The sequence below is a fragment of the Pseudomonas sp. SDO52101_S400 genome, from assembly GCF_054071635.1.
Genome location: NZ_JBSVWF010000003.1, coordinates 106,075 through 126,631 on the forward strand (window position 1 = coordinate 106,075; position 20,557 = coordinate 126,631).

Genomic DNA, 20,557 nt, shown 5'->3' on the forward strand with positions numbered 1-20,557 from the left:
CCCGGAACCATCATCCCGTCATGGGTTGAGGCCGTTCACCTGAATTTCAGAAACTTGCCCGCTCGCTCGGTCAGTCACTTCAATCGTCAGTGCCCCCGAGTCGTCGACCACGTTGACGATAAAAGCGTCGGTGGACAGGCTCCCCGTATTGCCGGTGGAGATGTTGTCCAGCAGTTGCCCCAGCAACCGCGACTGCAATTGACTGGTGAAACGTTCGAGCGCCGAAGTGCCGGCCACTGTCGAACGTTTCTTCAAGTCCGGATCGTCGAAATCGTTTTGCGCCTGGGCGTTGTTGAGCAGCCAGGTGCCGTTGAGCGGGTTGCCGCCGAACGACGGGTTGACCGGCGTGTACACAAGCTCGGTGGCTTGGACGGCGGCGGCGCTGGCAAGCCCGATCAACAACCCCGAGATCCAGAATCCGCCGCGCCGTGAGAACGTTGTCGTGTTCATAGTTCGTCCTTCTCAAGGTCGGTGGTGTCCTGCAACAAGGCTTCCAGCTTGCGCCGGACCACCTCCAGGCGAACCGAGTCGGCGGCCTCGTAGGCCTCGTCCTTCAGTTCTACGGTGTTCGGCGGCAGGAAGCGCCGATACACCAGGCGTTGCTGATATTCCACGGTCACCAGGCTGCCCCAGCGCGCGTCGGGGCGCTCGCGCACCACCAGGTTGAAATCCATCGGGCTGGTGTCGCGCAGGCGTTCGCTGAACGAGTAGTAAAAATCGTGGCCGATGTGCGAGATCGTGTCGTCGACGATGAAGCCCATCATTTCGTCTTCCTCGGCGGCGCCCGCGCAGCACGCAACAACAGTGAGGATCAACGCGCACCACCACTGGCGGCTCATGGCTGCAACGCCTGCGGCAGGGCCGACTGGCCTTTGGTCGGTGCGCCGTTGCCAGGGCCGGTGCCATCGAGAAAGGCTTTTTCAGCCACGAACTGCCAGTCCGAATAACGCTGCATGCCTTCGAAATCCGACCACTGCGACGGGAAGTCCGCCTGCTTCAACGGCACCTCGGTGGACGGACTGTTGATACCGGTGATGCGTCCGTCGAAGCCCCGTTGCAGCGCCCATTCGCCGCCGCCGATCGGATCCGGGTAGAGCTGGCGCAGATGATGCCGGGGCTCTGGAAAACGTTCGTCCTGCAGCAGGTCTGCCAGGTCTTTCGGGTACTGCGCCAGCCCCGGCGAACTGCGGTAGTAGCTGCGCAGCGCCTGGGCGTATTGGGTGCCGACCCACAGCAATTGTTTCTCGCGATCACGGCGCGACACGGTCGACCACAACTCGCCGGCACTGGCCAGGCCCATACCCATGATCACGATCAGGAACAGCACGCCCAGGTAGGTGAACCCGCCCTGCTCCGCGCGCTTACCACTCGGAATACTGGCTGCCATCACGCGCCCTCCCGGTAGCACCGCTCTTGATATCCGCCACGCCGCCCGCCACACCTTCCGGCGGTGCAACGAGCACCCACTGGTCATTGCGTTCGGTAATCGGGTCCAGTGGCGCGTTGCGCAGGTAACGCTGTTCGACCAGTTGCTCGATGGAATCGGGATAGCGCCCGGTGTCGCCGTAGTAGTGATCCAGCGCCTCGCGCATGGCTGACAGGCTCTGGTGCAACGTGGTCTCTTTCGAGGCTTCGAGGCTGTTGAAATAGCGTGGCAAGGCAATGGTCATCAGGGTCGCGATGATCGCCATCACCACCATCAGTTCGAGCAAGGTAAAACCCTTTTCCCGGCGCATGAGAGTCACCACTCGCGGTAAGCGATGCCGTTGAGGCCACGGCCCTTGGCGTGGGAGTAGACGTCGAACACGTCTTCGCCATCGCGCGGGTTCTGGGCTGAACTGTCGTAGGCCCGCAGGCCCCAACCGCCGTTGTCGTCACGTTTGGCCGGCACCAACGGATCGCGGGGTATCCGGCGCAAAAAGTAGAACTTGGCACCCTTGGCACTGCGCACGTCGCGCACGCCTTCGACCAGCACCTTGAGGTTCGGCGGGTAGCCGCTGCTGTTCAGTGATTTCTCGATGTAGCCGGCATCGAAAGCGCGTTTGTAGGCGTCGATACCATCGCGGATCTGATACAGCGCGGTGCGCAGTTCCTGCTCCTTGCCACGCCGTACCAGGGTCTCGGTCAGCGGCGCGGCCATGCCGGCCAGCAGGCCGATCAGGGCCAGCGTCACCACGACTTCGATCAAGGTAAAACCGCGCTGGGAGGCGTTCATGATCAAGGCTTCTCAACAGTGACACGGGTGGTTGCCACGGCGGCATCGCCGATGGCGCGAGGCTGTGCGGCAGGTGCTGGCATCACGTAGTTCTGCGAGCGATCCGGTGCCTGGATGTGCATGCTGGTTTCGGTGCCGGTCGGGAATTCCATGTCCGACGGGCTCTGGTACGGCAGGTTGCGCACGATCCGTGGAGTGATCGACAGCACCAGTTCCGATTTGCCGATGGTGTCCTTGTTGCTGCCGAACAACCGGCCCAGACCCGGAATATCACCAAGGCCCGGAATCTTGTTGCCGGTGGCGCCATGGTCGTTGCGCACCAGCCCGGCAAGGATCTGGGTTTCGCCGTCATGCAGACGCAGCGAGGTCTGCGCGTTGCGGGTGTCGACCTGTACCGGAATCGTGCCCTGGCGGGTCGGTTCCAGCGGTGTGGCGTTACTCACTTCCAGGGCGATCTTGATCGCGACTTCGTTGTTCAGGTGCACGGTCGGGGTCACTTCAAGCTTCAGACCAACGTCCAGATACGTGACGCTTTCGGTGATCACCGGCCCTTGCGTGGACGGTACCGACGTAGCGCTGATAATCGGCACACGTTGACCGATGTGAATGCGCGCCTGCTCGCGGTTGCTGACGCGAATCACCGGGCTGGCGAGGGTGTTGATGTCGTTGTCCTGCGCGTTGATCTTGGCCTGCGGCGATGGTGTGATCGAGATCCGGTCGGAGTTGATGCCCTTGAGTTGCCCCAACAACGTCACTGCCGAGCCGTCGCCGTTGACCACACCAAAAGTGCTCGGCCATTGCAGCCCCAGGTCGAGAATGCGCTGGGTGGCGACTTCCATCACTTCCACTTCCAGCACCACTTCGGGGTTGGACTGGTCTTGCGATTGCAGGAGTTTCTCGGCCATGCGCACCGCGTCTTCGGTGTCGCGCATGGTCAGGGTATTCAGGCGTTCGTCGACGAACACGTCACGGGTCTTGAGCATGGTCTTGATCATGTTCAGCGCGGTGTTGGCGTCGATGCTGGTCAGGTAGAAGGTGCGCATCACCAGCTCTTGATAGTCCTTGAGCTTCTGCGGCGACTCCGGGTAGATCAGCAAGGTGTTTTCATTCACCACTTTCTGGTGCAACTGGTTCTGTTGCAGCAGCAGTTGCACGGCATCTTCGATGCGCACGTCACGCACGAAGATCGTGGCTTTCATGTCCGGACGCAGGTCCTTGTCGAAGATGAAATTCAGGCCGGCGACTTGCGACAGCACTTCGAAAATGGTCTTGAGGTTGGCGTCGCGAAATTCCAGGGTCACCGGGCGATCAAGCCGGGTACGCAGTTGCGGGTACTGGATCACGTTGCGGCTCTGCACCAGACGGATGTTGCCTTGCAGCTCCAGCGCACCGTCGTTTTTCGGGTCGAGTTCGAGGATCTGTTTTACCTGCCGGTCGGCACCGTAGATGTCGCCACGGCGCAGGTCGCCACGGGCCAGTTCGAGTTTCTCGTCCATGCTGCGCAGGTAGTCGAGTTGCTTGAGTGCTTCCTGGGCGCGGCGGTTGTTCGGTTCGATGGTCAGCACCCGGCTGTAGGCCAGGCGTGCGTTGGTGAAGTCGCGGCGGGCGCGGTCGGTGTCACCGGAGCTCAGCAACGCGGTGATCGCCTTGGCCCGGCCGCTGTTGAGCAGCAGGTGCAGCTCGGTATCCCGTGGGTTTTCGCGCAGGCCTTCCTGGATCCGGGCCAGGCCTGCCTCGTACTGCCCCTGATCGATCAGGTCGGCGGCTTCCTTGTTGGCGACCTGCGCGGAACTGCACGCGGCCAGCCCGGCGCACAGGCCGAGGCTCATCAGCAAACGGGATCTGTTCATTGCGTACTCCCCACAGACAAGGTCTGCGACAAATGCAGAGGCAGGTAGACCAGGCTCAATTCCAGATCGGAAATGCCGGTGATCTTCCAGGTGTCGTCGATCACATCCCCGTTGCGCACGACGTAGATTTTTTCGCCGTCCTGCAAAAACACCTGCAGGTCGCTGCGGTCATGCAGGCGGCCGACGAACTGGAACGGCACCGGTGGCAGGCTCGGGGCTTGCACCACCGGGGTCGGATTGACGGGTTGTTCGGTGACGGTGGCCAGAGTCGGCGCGGCCTTCCAGGACTTGGCGGCGAACAGGTCGCCGGCCGGGCTCAGGTCCTTGATCGGCGCTGCGCCAGCCTTGGCGCTGCTGGCCGGCAAGGCGCCACGGGCGGCGGCTTTGGCCGGGGTCGAGACGGCGACGTCAGTGGCCTGCGCGTCGTCGCTCGGCGAAAAATACTCGGGCAACCAGGCCAGCGCCGCCGCCACACCGAAGAACGCCACCCACCCTGTTACGCGCTTGGTGTTCATCACGACCTCGACAGGTAAAGGGTCATACGGATCCGGCCGTTCAGGTCGGTGTCGGCGATCTTCTTGCGCTGGAACTCGACGTCTTCCACCACCACCGCCGGCAACTGGCCGAGCAAGGCGTGCAGGAAGCGGCGCAGTTGCGGATAGCTGCCGCGCACCGGCAACAGGATCTGATAGCGCGCCAGATGGGTCTTGGGATCGACGCCGAGGGCGTATTCACCGCGCGCCAGAGTGATGTGTTCCTGCGCCGCCAGGGCGTAGATACGGTCGATGGCGACGGTGGCTTGCGGCTGGGCCGGCAGCTTGTTGCGAAAATCATCGAGCTGACGCTGCGGCACAACCGGCGGCGCAATGCTGCCGTCTTCGACTTTGGCCAGGTACTCGGTGGCCTCCTGAGTCTGCTGGCTGAGCTGTTGCAGCGATTGCCAGCCCGGCAGCAAACCACCGAGCGCCCAGGCGACGCTGACCAGCAGCAGCGCCAGCCCGGCCAGACCTGGCACGCCGAGACCCTGCAGGTATTCGTGGACGATCAGTCTAGGGATTCGCATCGCCCATCTCCCAGGTTGCCGACAGGTTGAATTGCACCGGTTGCTCCGGCGATTTGACGACGATTTCGTGGCTCAGCAGCGACACGTCGGACAGCTCGTCACTGGCCTCCAGGCGTTTGTGGAAATCCAGCATCGCTTGCAGATCCCGCGCTTCGGCGCTGATCCGCACCTGGCCCTTGCGCGCATCCGGGGTCAGGGTCAGCAAGGCGATGTCGTCGCGCGGCATGGCTTCGAGCATGGCGAACAGGCGTTCCCAGGGGCGACGCAGTTGCTGCGAGACCTTGCGCATTTCGGCGAGGTTCTGCGCCTGCTCGCGGGTTTCCGCCGGGCTCAATGTTGTTTTGGCACCGCTGTCGCCGGTGAGCTGGCGCTGGGTGTGCTGCAAGTGACCTTGCTGCTGTTCGGCCTGGTCGCCGAGGTGCTGCTGCACGCCGAAGCACACCAGTGCAAGGAACACGCCGCCGCCAAGCAGGCTCCAGCCCAACGGGCCGGAACGCGGACGGGGCTGAAAGTCGAGGTTCAGGGCGCGCATGTCAGGCCACCGCCCGGGACATGACGTACAAGGCGTCACGCACGGTCATCGAATCGTCCTCGAGGGTGCGCAAGTGCACCCCCGCTACATCCGGTTGCGCATCGAGACGCGCCGGGGCGTGCAGATAAACGTTGAAGGCACGTTCGCTGGTGGAGGCTTGCAGTTGCCGTTCGCGACCGATCAACGCACTCAGTGCCGCGTCGCTGTCGCTCCCGCCCACCGAGCGCACCGACGCCCAGCGCCCTTCCCTTGCCAGCAGCAACACACTGCGTTGCGGCTCGGCGACCACGAACAGGAAGTCGCCGGCTTCCAGGCTTTTGTCGAAGCGGTTGAACGCGCTCATCAGGTATGGCTGCACCGAGCGCAGACGCAGGCCGCGACCGCTGACCAGCGTACGCAGGCGTTCCAGCAAATCCTGCGGCAAGGCACTGGCGATCCGGTCGTGGCCCGCAGGCTCGGCGGACAACACCAGACTCCAGGGTTGGGTCGGTACACCGAACAGGTCTTCGAAGCACAGTTGCGCAAAGCCGCGCAGTTCTTCAGGGCTGCTGATCTGTTCGCTCCACGGCACCAGGCAGAAACGGCTGAAGTGGCCGGAGATCACCACGCTCAGCTCCGAGCCTGTGCGGGCGTGTTCACCGAGCAGGCGGTCGAGGGTGTCCAGTGCCACCGCGTAGCTGTGGAAGCCTTCGTCGATGTAGCCGACGCTGCCCAGCCACAGGGTGTCGCTGCCCCGGCGCTGGCCGAGGCCGACACCGCTGGCGCCGAGCACGGCGACAAATTGATCACGCGATAAAAGTGACACGATTGATCTCCTCCAGCGTGGTCCGACCGTGCTCCACCAGCTCCAGCGCCGACTCACGCAACAGGCGCAAACCGCGGGAACAGGCCAGGGCTTTGATCTGGGTGATGGGCTGGCGCTCGACGATCATCTGCCGCAGTTCGTCGTCCAGGTGCAGCAGTTCGGCAATCGCCGTGCGCCCGCGATAGCCGCTGCCCCGGCAGTGGCCGCAGCCCTTGCCGTGGACGAAGTGGTAATGGCCGACCTTGTGCGGGTCGAGGCCGGAAGCGCGCAGTTCTTCATCGCTCGGGGTGGCCGGTGCGCTGCAACTGCTGCACACCAGACGGATCAGGCGCTGGGCGAGAATCGCGTTGAGCGCCGAGACCAGGCTGTAGGGGTCGATTTCCATCTGGGTGAAGCGGCCGATCACGTCGAACACGTTGTTGGCGTGAATGGTGGTGAACACCAGGTGACCGGTGAGCGCCGATTGCACGGCGATCTGCGCGGTGTCCGGGTCGCGGATCTCGCCGACCATGATCTTGTCCGGGTCGTGGCGCAGGATCGAACGCAAGCCACGGGCGAAGGTCAGGCCTTTTTTCTCGTTGACCGGGATTTGCAACACGCCGGGCAACTGATATTCCACCGGGTCTTCGATGGTGATGATCTTGTCCACGCCGTGGTTGATCTCGGTGATCATCGCGTACAGCGTGGTGGTCTTGCCGCTGCCGGTGGGGCCGGTCACCAGCACCATGCCGTAGGGTTCGGCAGCGAGGCGACGCAGTTGGCGCAGGGTTTCGTCTTCAAAGCCCAGCGCTTGCAGTTGCACGCCGCAGACCTTGTCGGCCAGGTCCTGTTTGTCCAGCACACGCAGCACCGCGTCTTCGCCGAAGATGCTCGGCATGATCGACACCCGGAAGTCGATCTGCCGGCCGCTGATGCCGATCTTGAAGCGACCGTCCTGGGGCACGCGTTTTTCGCCGATGTCCAGTTCAGCCATGACCTTGACCCGGGAAATCACCTGCTCGGCGAACTCGCTGCCCTGGATCTTGCTGATGTTGTTGAGCACGCCGTCGATCCGGTACTTGATCACCAGACCGTTGCCGGTGGTGCCGAGGTGGATGTCGCTGGCGTGCATTTTCAGCGCGTCGTAGAGGGTCGAGTTGACCAGTTTCACCACCACGCTCGAGTCTTCGCTGATGCTGGTCAGCGACAGGCTTTGCAGAGTGTCGACTTCACTGCCGGCGTCGGCCTGGGCATTGAGCGATTCGACGGCGTGGAAGCTTTCTTCGTGGCGGGCCAGATAGGCCTTGAGGTCGTCGGCGTGCACCAGATACAGCGGCGCGCCGTGCAGGCATTCGTCGATCCAGGCCAGGCGCGAGGTGTCGAAGGGGTCGGCAAATACGCCGATGACTTCGTCGTTGTGCCGCAGCAGAATGAATTCACGCTTGAGGCATTGCGCGAGGGTGACCCGGTCGAATACCGGCGTCGCCAGGAACAGGGTGTCGGTGTCGAGCACCGGGTAATGCAGGGTGGCGCCGAGGCAGGCAATGAACGGCATCGGCGCCAGTTCACAAAGGACATTGAGTGCGTCGAGAACCCGTTCCCCGGAAGTGGTGGCCCTCGCCCGGGCCTGGGCCAGTTGCTCACTGGAGAAGCGTGTCGGGGCACACGCAGGCTGCAACGCTTCGACAACAACGGACAGACGTTCCATGGCTTGCTCTCCAACACCCGGGGCATGAGGCCCTGACGGCGCGGGAGGCGAGTTCGGCGAGTGCCGGAACGTCTATCGCGCCATTACTCCCCGGTGAGCATTTGATCGTCGTCCGGTGCCATGACCTCCGACCGGTTACGTCGGCGGTCCGCCAGCACCCAACTGCCATCGTACAACTGCAACGGGAAGCTCTCGGTCCTGCTCTGGCGTCGTTCGACGAACCCTTCGGACGGGCTCGCACCGGGTTTCGCTTCGCGCTGGATCCCCAGAAGGTCGCAGACAGCTCGGGCCAGTTCCGCCAACGGAAACGGTTTGAACAGGATGTGACTGACCCCCAGTTGCCGCGCCCGCTCACAGACTTCAGCGGTCGGGTGACCCGTTATCAGCACGAAATGACACGTCCTGTTCTGGCGGACCGCGTCGAGCACCTCGAACCCTTCCATATCGGGCAAGCGGTAATCGAACACCAGCACGTCGGGAGCGAAGGTCTCGGCCTGGCCGATGCCATCTGCTCCGTCATGTGCAATCCGGACGTCCAGCCCTTGCGCCGACAGATAATCCTGAAGGTTCTGTGCAAGCAGCAGTTCGTCTTCGACAACCAGTACTTTGTTAACCAAGGTGAACTCCTTGCAGCTACAAATCCGGCCTTTCACATCTACTGCCCGAACCTGCTGGAGTGCGCCTCACAAGAGGTAACGCACACTTCATGCCAGGCCGAGTGCCGGTAAATTTATGTCTTCATGTCCTTGAATTTGATGACAATGCCCGCTCGTCCCGGTACCCCGTTCCCCAGAAACGGGGAAGCACCTGAATGGGCATCGAAGCCATTCCCCACTATTGGGGGGGGAACCTTCAGTCGTCGTCAATTCGTTCGATCCTGTTCTGCGCCCGCAATTGCGCGAGCACCTGGCGACGAGCCAGGGCCTGTTGCTGTCGGGCACGCTGTACCCGGACTGTTGCAAGCCCCTGCACCTCTGGGACATCGGCTGTCTCCAAGTGGTTCTGCAAATAAATCAAATGCCAGCCGAATGGCGAGCGAACGGCATCGCTGGCGAACGTTGCCCCCTCGACCACAGAGGCGCGCATCTGCATCAAGCGTAGACGTGCCGCCGCGTCTGTGACGGCATCGGCACCCGGTGCCACCCGAACCAGCAGATGCCGTGGCTGCAAAGTGTTGGCACGGATCAACGCGGCGAACATCTGCTGGGCCGCCAGTTCACGGCGGGTGTACTCGGTGAACGAAGTTTCATCGAACCCCGCATCCTGCAAACGTCGCAGGAACCTGTCGCTACCGCCGATGGCGACGCGGATCTGCTCGATCTGTTGCTGTACAGCCTGATCGTCGACTTTCAAGCCACGTTTTTGCGCCTCCTGCCACAGCAATTCCTTGTCGATCAATGTGTCCAGCGCGGCCTGACGCAGCTGTTTATAGGCCTTGGGACTGCGGATGCTCGCCACGGCGCGGCCCCGGTCTTCCAGATACTCGGCGAAAAACCGTTCCAGGCGAAACTCGGAAATCACCTCGCCGTTGACCCACGCCGCCACCGGTTCCGTATTGGCAAACGCCATCGGCAACCAGCACGCCAGCAGCCACAACACGCTTTTGAGCTTCATGATCAAGGCCTCCGTTCAGGGGCTCGCGAGAATCGGTTTGTAGGGCGCGACCAGATAGAAACGCTGATCGGGCAAATCCACGGTGACCACATGCGCCCCGCTCAAGCCCGATCGTCGTCCGGGGCCGAAGCTCAGGCGTGGGGTCAGCCCGGTGTCGAAGTCATGCAGGCCTTCAAGGGCCGCCACCATTTTTTCGCGACTGGCATCACGCCCGGCCTGCTTCATGGCTTCGCTGAACAACAGCATCGAGGCATAGGCGCCGACTTGCAGCACCGCATGCTGCGCGCCGATGCCCTGATGTTCGCGCAGTAAAGTCAGAGCCATGCGCCCGGCCTGGGTCCAGTCGCTGGGCACGAAGGGATAGGCCAGAAATACGCGCCGGGAAAAGCCATCGGGTACTTGCAGCAAATCGCCCGCCACCTGGCCCGAGGTCGCGAACAGATACGGCACCTGCCCGGCCTGCTGCAGCCCCGCCGCCAGCCGACTGAAACCACTGCCGCTGCCCAGGTAGAACACTGAGCGCGAGCCCAGTGGCAAGCTGTCCGCCACCGGGTTGTAGGCCTGTAGCCGGACCTTTTGCCAGCCGTGACCTTGCAAGTACTGCCCCAGCGCCTGCGCGGCCTGTGCCTGGGCCGGGTCGTCGGGATAGGCGATCAGCGTCGGCCCTTGCAGCACTTTCAGGCTGGCGGTGGCGTAATCGGCCAGGGCGATCAACTGCTCGCGCAATCCCGGCAACGGTTCGAAGATCTGCGCACTGGCCTGTACCGACCCCATCAGGGACAGCGGCCCGATCAGGGGCAGACCGGCCCGTTCCAGACGCGGCGCCAGTTCGCTGTCCAGCGCCGGGGCCAGCGGGGCGATCAGCGCAAAGACCTTTTCCTCGTCGATCAGCCGTTGCAGAGCCTGCTCGGCGCTGGCGCGGTCCGGCCCCGGATCGACCACGGTCAGACGCAGTCGCCGGCCATGAATGCCGCCCGCCTGATTGATCCGCGCCACGCTGCCATTGAGCACCGCCGCCACTGTCGCGCCCTCCTCGGCCAACGGCCCCTGGCTGGGAAGCAAGGTGCCCAGGTGCAAGGTCTGTTCATCGAGCCCCGGATCGCGATCGTCGGCCAGGCGTTTGAGATAGGCCGTGAGGTTGCGTTGATCCTTCATCGACAGCAGGAAGCGCGGCATGCTCGGATCGAGCCGATTGTTGGCCGGATCACGCCCCTGCTGGATCACCTGCGCCAGACTGCTGTCCGTGTAAGCCGGGTAACTGCGCCCGTTGACGTGTTGCTGACCGTGAGAGCTGGTCAGTCGCGGCCAGTTCAGTTCAGGCGGCCTCACCCCGCCCTCGGGCCGACCAAGACCGTCAGCGCCATGGCAGTTGGCGCACGGCAGGCTGGTGGCAGGCAGCAATACGTCCGCCGCGCCGACCCGCGCCATGATCGCCTCGCCGCTGGCCGACAGGCCTTCGCGGTACAGGCGCTTGCCGGCGCTTTCTTCATCGGTCAGCGACAACGCCGCCGCGCCGAGGCTGACGCCAGCGAGCAGGATCAGGGCGAGGACGCGGCTCAGGCTCATGGCACAGACTCAGCGGCCGGCCACGGGCATTGTCAGCAGCTGCAAGCGCTGGGCAATGGCGGCGGCCGGGGCATCGGGGCGGATCTTGCTCCAGCGTTTGCTGGCGACATCACCGACGATCAGCTGGGTCGAGTGTTGCTCCGGCGTCGGCACGATCTGCCCGATGCGACCGAGCACCAGATCCATCTGCGCCTTGTCGCCGGTAAGGAAAAGCCAGTGAGGGTCATCGGCGCCCTGCTTCAAGGTGTAAGCCTTGAGCACCGCCGGCGTGTCGCGCAGCGGATCACTGGTAAGGGAAATGAAGGTGACACCATCGGCCTTGTCACCCAGCAGCTCCCGGACTTCCTTGAGCTTGCGGGTGATCAGCGGGCAGGCATCGTTGCAACTGGTGAAGATGACGTTGAGCAACACCACGCGGTTTTGCAGTGCGTCACTGTAGAAGCGTTGGGTGTTGCCATGCTGATCCAGCAACGGCGTGTCGGTGAACCAGGTTTTCGCGTCGTAGGTGCCTTTGGCCGGCGCGGCGGCCACCGTCGCCGGGGCCTCGGGCGCATGGCCTTCGTGGGCAAACGCCACGTTGCCGAGAATCAGGAAACAGATCGTCAGGGAGATCCAGTCGAGCATTCTCATGGCTGTTGCTCCATGGCAATCGCGGTGTGTTTGGCGTGGGTGCGCAGGCCGCTGAGTTTTTCCACTTCCTTGGCCAGCAGCGCCGGGTCGGTGAAGCCGTAGTAGCGCATCCAGTGGCGGCTGTTGCCATCACCGACGAGGATCAACGGCTGGTGATTCTTGAAGTCCCCGCTGAAACTGCCGAGTCCCTTGAGGGTGGCGTTGATCGACTGCGGCGAACCGGTCAACCAGCTCCAGCCCGGCCCTCGCTGGAAAGAGCGGGCGTAATCCTGCAGGCGTTTCGGGTCGTCGCGCTGCGGGTCAATGCTGATCGACACCAATTGCACTTCGCCGCCCACCCGCGAACCCAGCTGTTTCTGCACCTTGCCCATGATCGACGAGACAACCGGGCAGACCGTGGTGCAACTGGTGTAGATGAAGCTCATGACGACGATTTTGTTGTGCACCAGATCCTGCTCCAGGCGCACGGTCTTGCCGTTCTGGTCGAGCAGCGGCACGTCGACGAATTTGACCTGGGTGTGTTCCTGAGTGCTGGCGGCCGGTGCCTTGTGCCCGGCGTGTTCATCCGCCGAATGGGCCTGGGCCTGATGAATGCCGGCGGCCAACAGACACAGGGTCAGCAGGCCGGAAGATGCGAATCGGTTCATGGCGTTGTCCTCGTCACTGAGTCTGGCCGGGCAACACCCGGACACTGGCAAATGTCTTGTCGTCGAAACCGGCGCCCAGCGATGCCGCGCGCACATGCAGGTACCAGGCGCCGCTGCGGTCGAGGGTTACCGGGGCTTCGTACACGCCATCGGCGACTTCCAGCGCCGCCACCTCACGGGGCCGCGATGTCGGCGCCAGGAAGTAGCGCAACTGCACGTCTTTCACACCCGTGCGCTGCACCTTCTGTTTGCCTTCGACGATGCGAAACCGCACCACGTACGGGTCGTTGAGCGCCACGGCGGTCTTGCCCGGCAGGAACTCGACTTTCGGCGGGCCGACGTGTTTTTCAACCGCGCCGTCGGACTCCACTTGCGCGCTGAAGCAATGAATGATGTTCGGCTGGTTGAGCAGGAACGCCACGTCGAAACGCCCCGTCGCCGGCAGTTTCACCCGGGCGCTGTACAGCCCCGGCGACACCTCGCGCAGGCTGCGGTCGACGACCATTGCCGCACGCGCAACCTGCCCGCGATTGGGGTAACCGGACATCGGCGCGTTCATGCCTTCGGCGTAGAAATAGGTGGTGTTGTCCACCGGGTTGACCACGAACACCGCATTGTCATCGCGCGACACGGCAAGGCTCGACGCCAGCGGCAAATCCCCAGCCAGCCTTGGGGGCTGCGGCCCGGCCTCGAAACCCTGGCTGATCGGCTGCCGCCCTTCCCCCAGCGACGCGAGATTGATCATGGTGACTTTCGGCGAGGCCAGGCCCCGCACGTAGGCATAAGCCTTGGTGAACACCACTTGATAGGGTTCGGCCGAGACTTCCAGATCGTGGATCGCTGAATCATTGGCCGCATCGATAACCGTGGCGCGATTCTCCACTGTGTTCAACACCACGCCGAAGCGGCCATCGGCGCTGAAGCCCATCGGGCCCAGGCCCTGTTGCAGCTTGATCACCCGCCGTACGGCGCGGCTGTTGGCGTCGATCACCGTGACGGTGCCGTCCTTGCCGTCGGCCACATACACCGCGCCGGACAGTGGCGAATACGCCACCGACAACGGGCTGGAACCGGTTTTGATCTGTTGCAGGAGGCTCAGGCTGGCGATGTCGATGACGCTCAACGTGCCGTCGTCGCGGTTGCTGACGAAGGCGAAGCGGCTGTCCTTGCTGAAGCTGATTTCGTGGTGGCCACGACCGGTCGCCAGCTGTTTCAGCGTTTTCAGGCTGTGGGCGTCGATCACGGTGACGCCGGATTCTTCGGCCTTCGCCGCATTGTTGCCGACCCACAGCAGACGTTCGTCCGGTTGCAGCGCGACCCGCACCGGTTGGTTGCCGGCGGCTACCGAGTCGAGCACCTTGAATTGCTCGCTGTCGATCACCGCCACTTCCCCTGCCGTCGGCATCGACACGAACACTCGTTTGTTGTCCCTGGGCGTGACCCAATCCATCGGCGGCTGCTTGAGTTCGATCCGCGCCAGCGTGCTGGTGATGCCGCCGACCGACACCGACGGATCAATCACCGAAACGCTGGCATCGCGGTTCATCACCAGCAGGAAGTAGCTGTTGAGATCGAGCAACGGCCGCGCACCGATGTTGGATTTCAGGAACGTCCCGACCCGGGATTTGCAGCTCTTGTCGCGGCCCTGGGCCTGGTCGGCGGCCACGATTTCCGGATCGATCCACGCCCCCGGCGCCACACCGGACAGCGGCTGGCCGGAGGCACCATCGGTGACGCGAAACTGCACGTCGGCGAACTCGCCTTCGCGCAGCATGCCGTCGCGTGCCAACGGTTGCAGGTTGAAGGCAATCGACACGCCGTCACGGGTCAACACCTGGCCGGGCCCGGTTTGCGCCAGGGCAATCTCACCGAGCGTGAGCAGCGCCCCGGCCATCGCCAGCAGGCACACGCCGATGATGTTGATGATCCTGTTCATGTCGCTCTCCCCTTCCAATACGTCCCCGACTGCATTCCCGCTATTGGCCCTGAGGGGCCGGTTCCGGCTCATTGGTCACCCGCAACAATCCCCACAACCCCGCCGTATTGCCGAACGACGCGTTGTCGCGGAACAGGTAGTCCCCCGCTATCGCGTTGGCACCGCCGGCGCTCGGCAACATGAAGCTGAAGTGCGCCGCCGGCAGCACGCTCTCGCGGGCGCCGATGTACATCGACATCGGGTTGTAGCCGAACTTCACCGAACCCACGCCAGGCGTGTTCATCGGGTAGCCGCCGACGTCACTCTTCTCCGACTGGAACGGGTTGACCGACCACAGATGCCCGTCGAGCTGGAAGGTCGAGCCACGGCTGCCACCGGTCGGCATCAGGACGTGAGTGCGGAACGGCTGACCCGGTTTGGCGTAGAACACCGGGGTCTGCGGATCGCCGCCGACCAGCGCGTTGCTGTAAGCCATGTGCGCGTTCGGTACGTCGCCGTAGCCGTGGCCATCGGCACGCCCGAACGGTGCGTCCGGGGCCAGGCCGAAGCGGTACCACATCGGTTCGGCCTTGTAGTTGATGGCCATGCCGGCGTTGTCCTTGGGATCGTTCGGCACACCCATGCCTTCGGACGCGATGCCTTCCACCGGCCGACCATTGGCCCAGCGCAGATTCAACGCACGCTGCCAGACCATCGCGAAGTCGCGATAAGTCGTCTGCCCCGCCGCCGTCACCGTGGCGCTGACCTTGCGCAGGTCATCCACCCAGGTCGCACCGATCGGCAGGATGCTCATCGCTCCGCCCAGGCCTTTTTGCGGTTGTTTGATCACGTCCGCCGGAGTGAAGTTGAGGCCGCCGAACTCCACCGCCGTCGCGTTGATGTTGTCGACATTGCGCCCCAGTTGGGTGATCGGTTTGCCTTCGCGTTCCAGGTGCCCGGCGTAGTACTGATAGGTACGGGTCGGGTACGCACCGGTGCTGCCAACACGCGGCGGCACGGTCTGGATCGGGTTGGCGCCGACGTTCACGCCGTCGGACTTGGTGATGTCGTACGCCAGCAATTGCGCGTGCAATCCGACGTGGCTGGACGGCCGCAACAGGTTGTTGTTGAAGGTGGTGGAGCCGTCGCCACCGTTGCGATCACGTTTGACCAGGCCCTGCATGATTGCGGTTTGCGCCAGGTCCGGCATGACGCTCGGCAAGCGGTTTTCCAGGGTGATGTTGATGCAGTCGCCGGCAGCGGCGCGCAGCACCAGCGGCTCCACCGGGATGCCGGGTTTGAGCTTGCCGGTGGCCGGATCGAGATCCGCCTTGCGCACGTACAGGATCGCGGTCGGATCATGGATCGGCCCGCTCTGACCGCCGATGGTGATGGTTTCGCCATCCTCGGGGTCGGTCACCGTTGCCTGCGGAATACTCACGGGCCGCGAGTTGAACACCAGCGTGCCGCCGGCCGGATTCAACGGCCCGCCGACATGCTGGCCGAGCCCGGCCGAGTCGCCGATGGTCAGCCCCAGCGGGTTGCGCAGGATGTCGTTGGCCAGCGCCGCGACCACTTCATAGTTGCGCTGCACCGTCGGCCGGGTGCCGATGCCATTGGGGTTGGCGCTGATCCGTGGGCAGGTGCCTTCGAACGCCACGGTGTTGCGCATGCCGGTGGGTTTCGGGTTGTTCGGCAGCGCGAACAGGTCGTTGCGCTGCGCGGTGTAGTTGCGCATCACACCCCAGATGCCGTTCCAGTAGCCTTCGATCGAAGCGTCCATCGAGTACAGATAATCCCCGGTGGTCGCCGCCGAACTCGACAGCATCGACACCGGCGCGATGAAGCCCATCTGCTCGGAGATCCCGACCATCTGCGAAGCGCGCCAGCCGGAGTTGGAACTGTTGCCGAACCCGGAACCGCTTTGCAGCCACTTCACCCCGTGCAGGGTGACGTTGTGCTCTTCTTCATGGCCGCCGGCATGCACCCGCAGCCGCACGTTGTCACCGGTGTAGGTGCGCAGCATCGGCGTGAACGGATCGCCCGGTTCGGCGCCGCCCTTGTTGATGTGCGGCGGGAACAGCGTGGTGCCGCCGGTAGGCCCGGTGGCCGAACTGATCAGGTTCGGCGCCAGGTTCAGCGCCGGGATGGCGCGGTCGGTACGGCTCTGCATGGCGTACGCCAGATCACCGCCGAGGCCGTCGGCCTGCATGCCGCGCTTGCCGTCCGGGCCGACCTTGTTCGGGTCGAACACTCGCAGGCCCAGCGGTTCGTTGCGGTAGTTGACGACGAACATGCCCGGATCATCCACGGAAATTGCCTGCGGGCACGGCCGGCTCGGGCAGCCCGGCTTGATCCCGCCGCGCGCCTCGACCACCGCTTCGAGCAGGTTGCCGGCGTTGTTGCGCACCGGCGGATTGATTGCAAAACGGAAGCTGTCGGCCGTGGCCGGGAACGCTTGCGCATTCGGGATGCCGTTCGGGCCGGCCCCCACGTACACACCGGCTTCATAGGCGTGCTGGAAGTCGCTGTACTCCAGGAAGAACTCGCGGAAGCTGTCGTTCAAGCCGTCGCCGTCGAGGTCGCCGGTGTTGATCACCGCTTGCCATGAAGTCGGCCCGCCATCCTGCCGCGCACCGCTGTACAGCGGCTCGCCGGTTTCGGCGTGGAACCAGGTGGAACCGGCCGGCTCAGCCAGCACCGTGGCGTAGAGGCCAATCTGCTGGTGCGTCGATGGCCCGAGGTGGTCGTGGGTGAAGATCGTGCCCAGGCCGCGATCCACGCCTTTGCTGTTTATCACCGGGTCGACGAACCAGCGCTGCATCGCCGTTCGCGCGCCCAGCCAGTCGCTGCGTCCGTACTGGCCGAAGAACGGGTGCGCCTTGGCTTTCGGGCAGGCCGGAGTGCCGTCGCGCGGGTCGGTGCCGGCGCACTGGTTGAACTCGCGGATCGCGTGCACCCGCTCCTGCACGGCGCCGGGGGAAAGCACGCCGTCCTCGTAGTTCCAGCCGTTGGAGGAACCGTCCGCCGCCGTCAGGTCCCACTTCGGCAGGTGAATGTGCTGGCCGATCACGTCGGTCGGGGTGCGCACCTGATAGTCGTCCATCTCGTAGACGGCCGGCACCAGGTTGGTTTGCTGGTATTGCACGCAGTCGAAGGTGTTCATGCGCATCACCAGCGGCTCCGGCGGACGCTGCTTGGTGATCACCGGCCAGGCGTCTTCCCAGAGCGCCAGAATCCGGGCTTGCGGGAAGTGATAACCGACCTTGTTGTACACCGCATCGAACTGGATGTTGGCGGCTTTGTAGACCCGTGGACGGTCGGCGGTGTAAGTCGAGGCGCCGACAAACGACATGCCATCGAGACGCTCGCCGCTGTTGAATTCGCCGGTGCCGGCGCTGCTGGTCAGGCGTTTTTGCCGGTCGTCCATGCACGGTTCGTAGTACGGCGCGCCGGCCATCGGCAAGGCGCCGTTGGTGCGGAAGGCCTTGGCCACCACCTGGTTGCCGGGCAGCAAGGCGAAACTCGGGTGATCCTTTTTCGCGTGGAAGGCCATGGCGGCCTGTTCGACTTCGGTGCCCTCTTCCGGCAGGTAAATCGGTTTGGCCCGGGTGACTTCCTTGGAGAAATCCAGCGACGTGGTCACGGTCAGCGCTTCGCCTCCGGCGGATTTTCCGTCCAGGGCATGGCGTGGCAAGCCACCGTCCCAACCACCGGATTGCGTCGGGTCGAGGTTGGCCCACAGCGCCTTGCCACTGGCTTTGAGCGATTGCGCGGAGGCCGCGTCGAGCATGTCCAGCGGTGGCGTCGGCGGGCGTTGTCCGACCGAACTTTCCATGCCGCCGATCCAGAACGGATAGCCGGGGTTTTTCAGGCTGCCGTCGGCGTTGCGGTTGGCTTCGCTGCGATCAACCAGCGCCAGCGAACCCACAGCTTGCCCGCCAACGTTGCCGCCGTGGTGATCATCATCTTCTTCCTCATCGCCGTCATCGTTGCCGGCGACCAGCGCTTCGCCGATTTTCGGCACGACTACGACTTTGCCCGGCATCGGCGCCATGGCCTTGCCCGGCAGCGGCACCACCGCCGGAATCGGTGTACCGGCAATGATTTCCCCATCCGGCAAGGCGCGGGCGCCAGCAGCCGGTTTGCCGCTGCGCAGGGCATAAGGTTCGCTGTGGAAACCGTCGGCCCCTTGCTGGGAAACCTCCAGCCGGGTGCCTTCTTCAAACACATCGTGCACCCGCCACATGGCCCACATGCCCTGGGCAAAGTGCGGATAGAAGTGGCAATGGTAGATCGCATCGCCTGCCACCCGGTTGCGATTGCCCGAACCGCCGTTGGCAATTTCATAGGTGTAGCCGGCACCCGGGCCGATGCCCTGTGCGTCGACGTAATCGGAGTTGTCATCGTTGGGGTTGAACAGCCACTGGTGGCCGTGCAGGTGAAAAATGTGGTGTTCGTAACCGTTGTGGGTGTTGCGGAATTTGACGAAGTCACCGATGTAGCTGTGGGCGACGTTCGACGGCTCCGACGGATACAGCGCCATCGTCGCTTTCACGCCGACCTGATCGGCACGTGGAGTCTGGCCGGGGGCGATGTTCTCAAGCCCGGTGTTGGCCGGCACGTCCACCAGCATCGCCACGTCGCCGACGGTGTGCGAGCTGAGGAAGAATTCTTCGTAGGCGCAAGACAGGCAATCGTGCATCGGCCCCACGCCCAAACGGTTGGCAATCACCTCGGCGCCCATGCCGCCGGCACCGTAGTTGATCATGAACGAATCGCGGGTCGGCTCCAGCACATGGCCCATCACCGGGTCGGCGAAGTACGCCGGGAACGCCTGGGTGACAGCTGTTTCGTCCTGGAACTGCGCGGCGAAATCACGGAACGGTTCGAGGCGGTTGGGCAGCGCCGGGTTGCGTTTGCCCACCGATTCCAGCGGATAAGTAATGGGCGGGAAGCTGCCGTCGGGGTTGCTGCCCATGACGATGGCGTCGCTTTCGCTGGAGATGATTTCGCTGCCATCGACCATGCTGATGATCGGCGTACCGGCCTTGCCTTCGCGCAGCCACGGCTCGCGCTGCGGGTAGCGGGCCTGGTAATCGACGATGGGATGTCCGGCGGGAGTGCGGCCAGTGGTGGCCAGACGCATTTCTTCTTCGGTGAGGGTGTTGCGGTAAGTGCGGCCGCCCTTGGGCACGACCACCACTTGGGCAAACAGACCATTGGCATTGTTGCCGGCCGCGCCCTCCCCGCCGAATGTCGCACCACGGCTGCTGACATCGAACGCCCCTTCGCGCTCGGCGTACAACAGATAGGAACGGCTGGCACCGGGGGCGACCAGACTGTTGGCATTGCGACCGGTGAACGAGGCGATGTCGTCAATGCTGTTCACCGCTTGCAGGCCGTTGACCTGGAAGCCGACATGCCGGTCGGCGACTTGCTCGTCGGCCTTGAAGGCTTCGCCGACGTTGGGATTTTCCTCTTCGCCCTCAGGCTCCGAGTGATGGTTCGGGTTCGCCTGATACGCCAGCAGGTTTTGCAGGTTGATGGTCAGGCAATCCCCCGCCGCCACGCGCAGCACCAGTGGCCGTGGGCGCTTGTCCGGGCGCAGCGAGACTTTGCCCGGCACCGCCGAACCGCCCTGGGCCAGTGACCGGTCATGGTCATCGACCACGTCGCGGCGCAAAGCGAACATCATGCCGTTGACGTTCTGCGCGCCGAGGCGGTTGAACATCAGCGGCTGATCGAAGGCCACGACGTTGGCCACCAGATTGCGTTCGCAGCGCACAGCGGCGCTGGCCAGTTCGACGCTGAGCATCGAGGCCAGCAACAGCAGCCAGTTCAACAGGGACGGTGCGTGGTGAATGCCAACCATGATCGGAAACCTCGTAGTGGGTGCTCACAGGGAATGATTCTCGACAAACCCGCTGGAGCAATCCGCATGCCACAAAAAATTGCATTACGGTTCAGTCAGTTACAGAAGCCACTTGAGAGTCCGGGGGATATTCCCCACCCGATTCCCCGTTTTTCCAA

18 protein-coding genes are annotated in these 20,557 nt (G+C 63.8%); all 18 read right to left on the reverse strand.

From position 1 onward, the window contains the following. Window positions 1–18: 18 nt before the first annotated feature. Window positions 19–450: a curli assembly protein CsgF gene (locus ACW9HX_RS02040; protein ID WP_457379303.1), complete on the reverse strand. Its 432-nt coding sequence runs from the start codon at window positions 448–450 to the stop codon at window positions 19–21. After that, entirely contained in the window at window positions 447–839 is a 393-nt protein-coding gene (gene csgE / locus ACW9HX_RS02045; RefSeq protein WP_457379304.1) for a curli production assembly/transport protein CsgE, read from the reverse strand. Before csgE ends, ACW9HX_RS02040 begins: the two co-directional genes overlap by 4 nt. Continuing rightward, window positions 836–1,387, reverse strand: a complete 552-nt coding sequence (locus tag ACW9HX_RS02050) for a type II secretion system protein (protein WP_457379305.1) — start codon at window positions 1,385–1,387, stop codon at window positions 836–838. The genes csgE and ACW9HX_RS02050 overlap by 4 nt, the downstream gene beginning before the upstream one ends. Further along, window positions 1,362–1,736 carry a type II secretion system protein gene (locus tag ACW9HX_RS02055; protein WP_096821322.1) on the reverse strand — a complete coding sequence of 125 codons (375 nt, stop codon included), beginning with the start codon at window positions 1,734–1,736 and terminating at the stop codon, window positions 1,362–1,364. Before ACW9HX_RS02055 ends, ACW9HX_RS02050 begins: the two co-directional genes overlap by 26 nt. A gap of 5 nt (window positions 1,737–1,741) precedes the next feature. Then, window positions 1,742–2,215, reverse strand: coding sequence for a type II secretion system protein (locus ACW9HX_RS02060; protein WP_085733232.1), 474 nt, complete (start codon window positions 2,213–2,215; stop codon window positions 1,742–1,744). Between the two features lie 2 nt (window positions 2,216–2,217). Then, window positions 2,218–4,065, reverse strand: a complete 1,848-nt coding sequence (locus ACW9HX_RS02065) for a secretin N-terminal domain-containing protein (protein ID WP_457379306.1) — start codon at window positions 4,063–4,065, stop codon at window positions 2,218–2,220. Next, window positions 4,062–4,580, reverse strand: coding sequence for a hypothetical protein (locus tag ACW9HX_RS02070; RefSeq protein WP_457379307.1), 519 nt, complete (start codon window positions 4,578–4,580; stop codon window positions 4,062–4,064). The genes ACW9HX_RS02065 and ACW9HX_RS02070 overlap by 4 nt, the downstream gene beginning before the upstream one ends. Beyond that, window positions 4,580–5,128, reverse strand: coding sequence for a GspMb/PilO family protein (locus tag ACW9HX_RS02075; RefSeq protein WP_457379308.1), 549 nt, complete (start codon window positions 5,126–5,128; stop codon window positions 4,580–4,582). Before ACW9HX_RS02075 ends, ACW9HX_RS02070 begins: the two co-directional genes overlap by 1 nt. Then, window positions 5,115–5,660 carry a PilN domain-containing protein gene (locus ACW9HX_RS02080; RefSeq protein WP_248738839.1) on the reverse strand — a complete coding sequence of 182 codons (546 nt, stop codon included), beginning with the start codon at window positions 5,658–5,660 and terminating at the stop codon, window positions 5,115–5,117. The genes ACW9HX_RS02075 and ACW9HX_RS02080 overlap by 14 nt, the downstream gene beginning before the upstream one ends. Window position 5,661: 1 nt before the next feature. Beyond that, the gene (locus tag ACW9HX_RS02085) at window positions 5,662–6,465 is read right to left on the reverse strand and encodes a hypothetical protein (RefSeq protein WP_457379309.1); all 804 of its coding nucleotides are present in this window, start codon (window positions 6,463–6,465) and stop codon (window positions 5,662–5,664) included. Beyond that, window positions 6,446–8,152, reverse strand: coding sequence for a GspE/PulE family protein (locus ACW9HX_RS02090; RefSeq protein WP_457379310.1), 1,707 nt, complete (start codon window positions 8,150–8,152; stop codon window positions 6,446–6,448). Before ACW9HX_RS02090 ends, ACW9HX_RS02085 begins: the two co-directional genes overlap by 20 nt. A gap of 83 nt (window positions 8,153–8,235) precedes the next feature. Next, on the reverse strand, window positions 8,236–8,769 hold the full coding sequence (locus tag ACW9HX_RS02095; RefSeq protein ID WP_248744534.1) for a response regulator: 534 nt from the start codon (window positions 8,767–8,769) through the stop codon (window positions 8,236–8,238). A gap of 235 nt (window positions 8,770–9,004) precedes the next feature. After that, window positions 9,005–9,766: a SurA N-terminal domain-containing protein gene (locus tag ACW9HX_RS02100; RefSeq protein WP_457379311.1), complete on the reverse strand. Its 762-nt coding sequence runs from the start codon at window positions 9,764–9,766 to the stop codon at window positions 9,005–9,007. A 15-nt stretch (window positions 9,767–9,781) separates the two neighbouring features. Further along, window positions 9,782–11,332, reverse strand: a complete 1,551-nt coding sequence (locus tag ACW9HX_RS02105) for a cytochrome c/ABC transporter substrate-binding protein (RefSeq protein ID WP_457379312.1) — start codon at window positions 11,330–11,332, stop codon at window positions 9,782–9,784. Between the two features lie 9 nt (window positions 11,333–11,341). After that, complete coding sequence (locus ACW9HX_RS02110; RefSeq protein WP_457379313.1) at window positions 11,342–11,962, reverse strand: SCO family protein; 621 nt, start codon at window positions 11,960–11,962, stop codon at window positions 11,342–11,344. Then, the gene (locus ACW9HX_RS02115; protein WP_249484033.1) at window positions 11,959–12,609 is read right to left on the reverse strand and encodes an SCO family protein; all 651 of its coding nucleotides are present in this window, start codon (window positions 12,607–12,609) and stop codon (window positions 11,959–11,961) included. Before ACW9HX_RS02115 ends, ACW9HX_RS02110 begins: the two co-directional genes overlap by 4 nt. Window positions 12,610–12,622: 13 nt before the next feature. Continuing rightward, entirely contained in the window at window positions 12,623–14,545 is a 1,923-nt protein-coding gene (locus ACW9HX_RS02120) for a cytochrome D1 domain-containing protein (RefSeq protein ID WP_457379314.1), read from the reverse strand. 40 nt (window positions 14,546–14,585) lie between these two features. Then, a complete protein-coding gene (mnxG, locus tag ACW9HX_RS02125) occupies window positions 14,586–20,399 on the reverse strand; it encodes a manganese-oxidizing multicopper oxidase MnxG (protein ID WP_457379315.1) in 5,814 nt (1,937 codons plus the stop codon). Window positions 20,400–20,557: the final 158 nt, after the last annotated feature.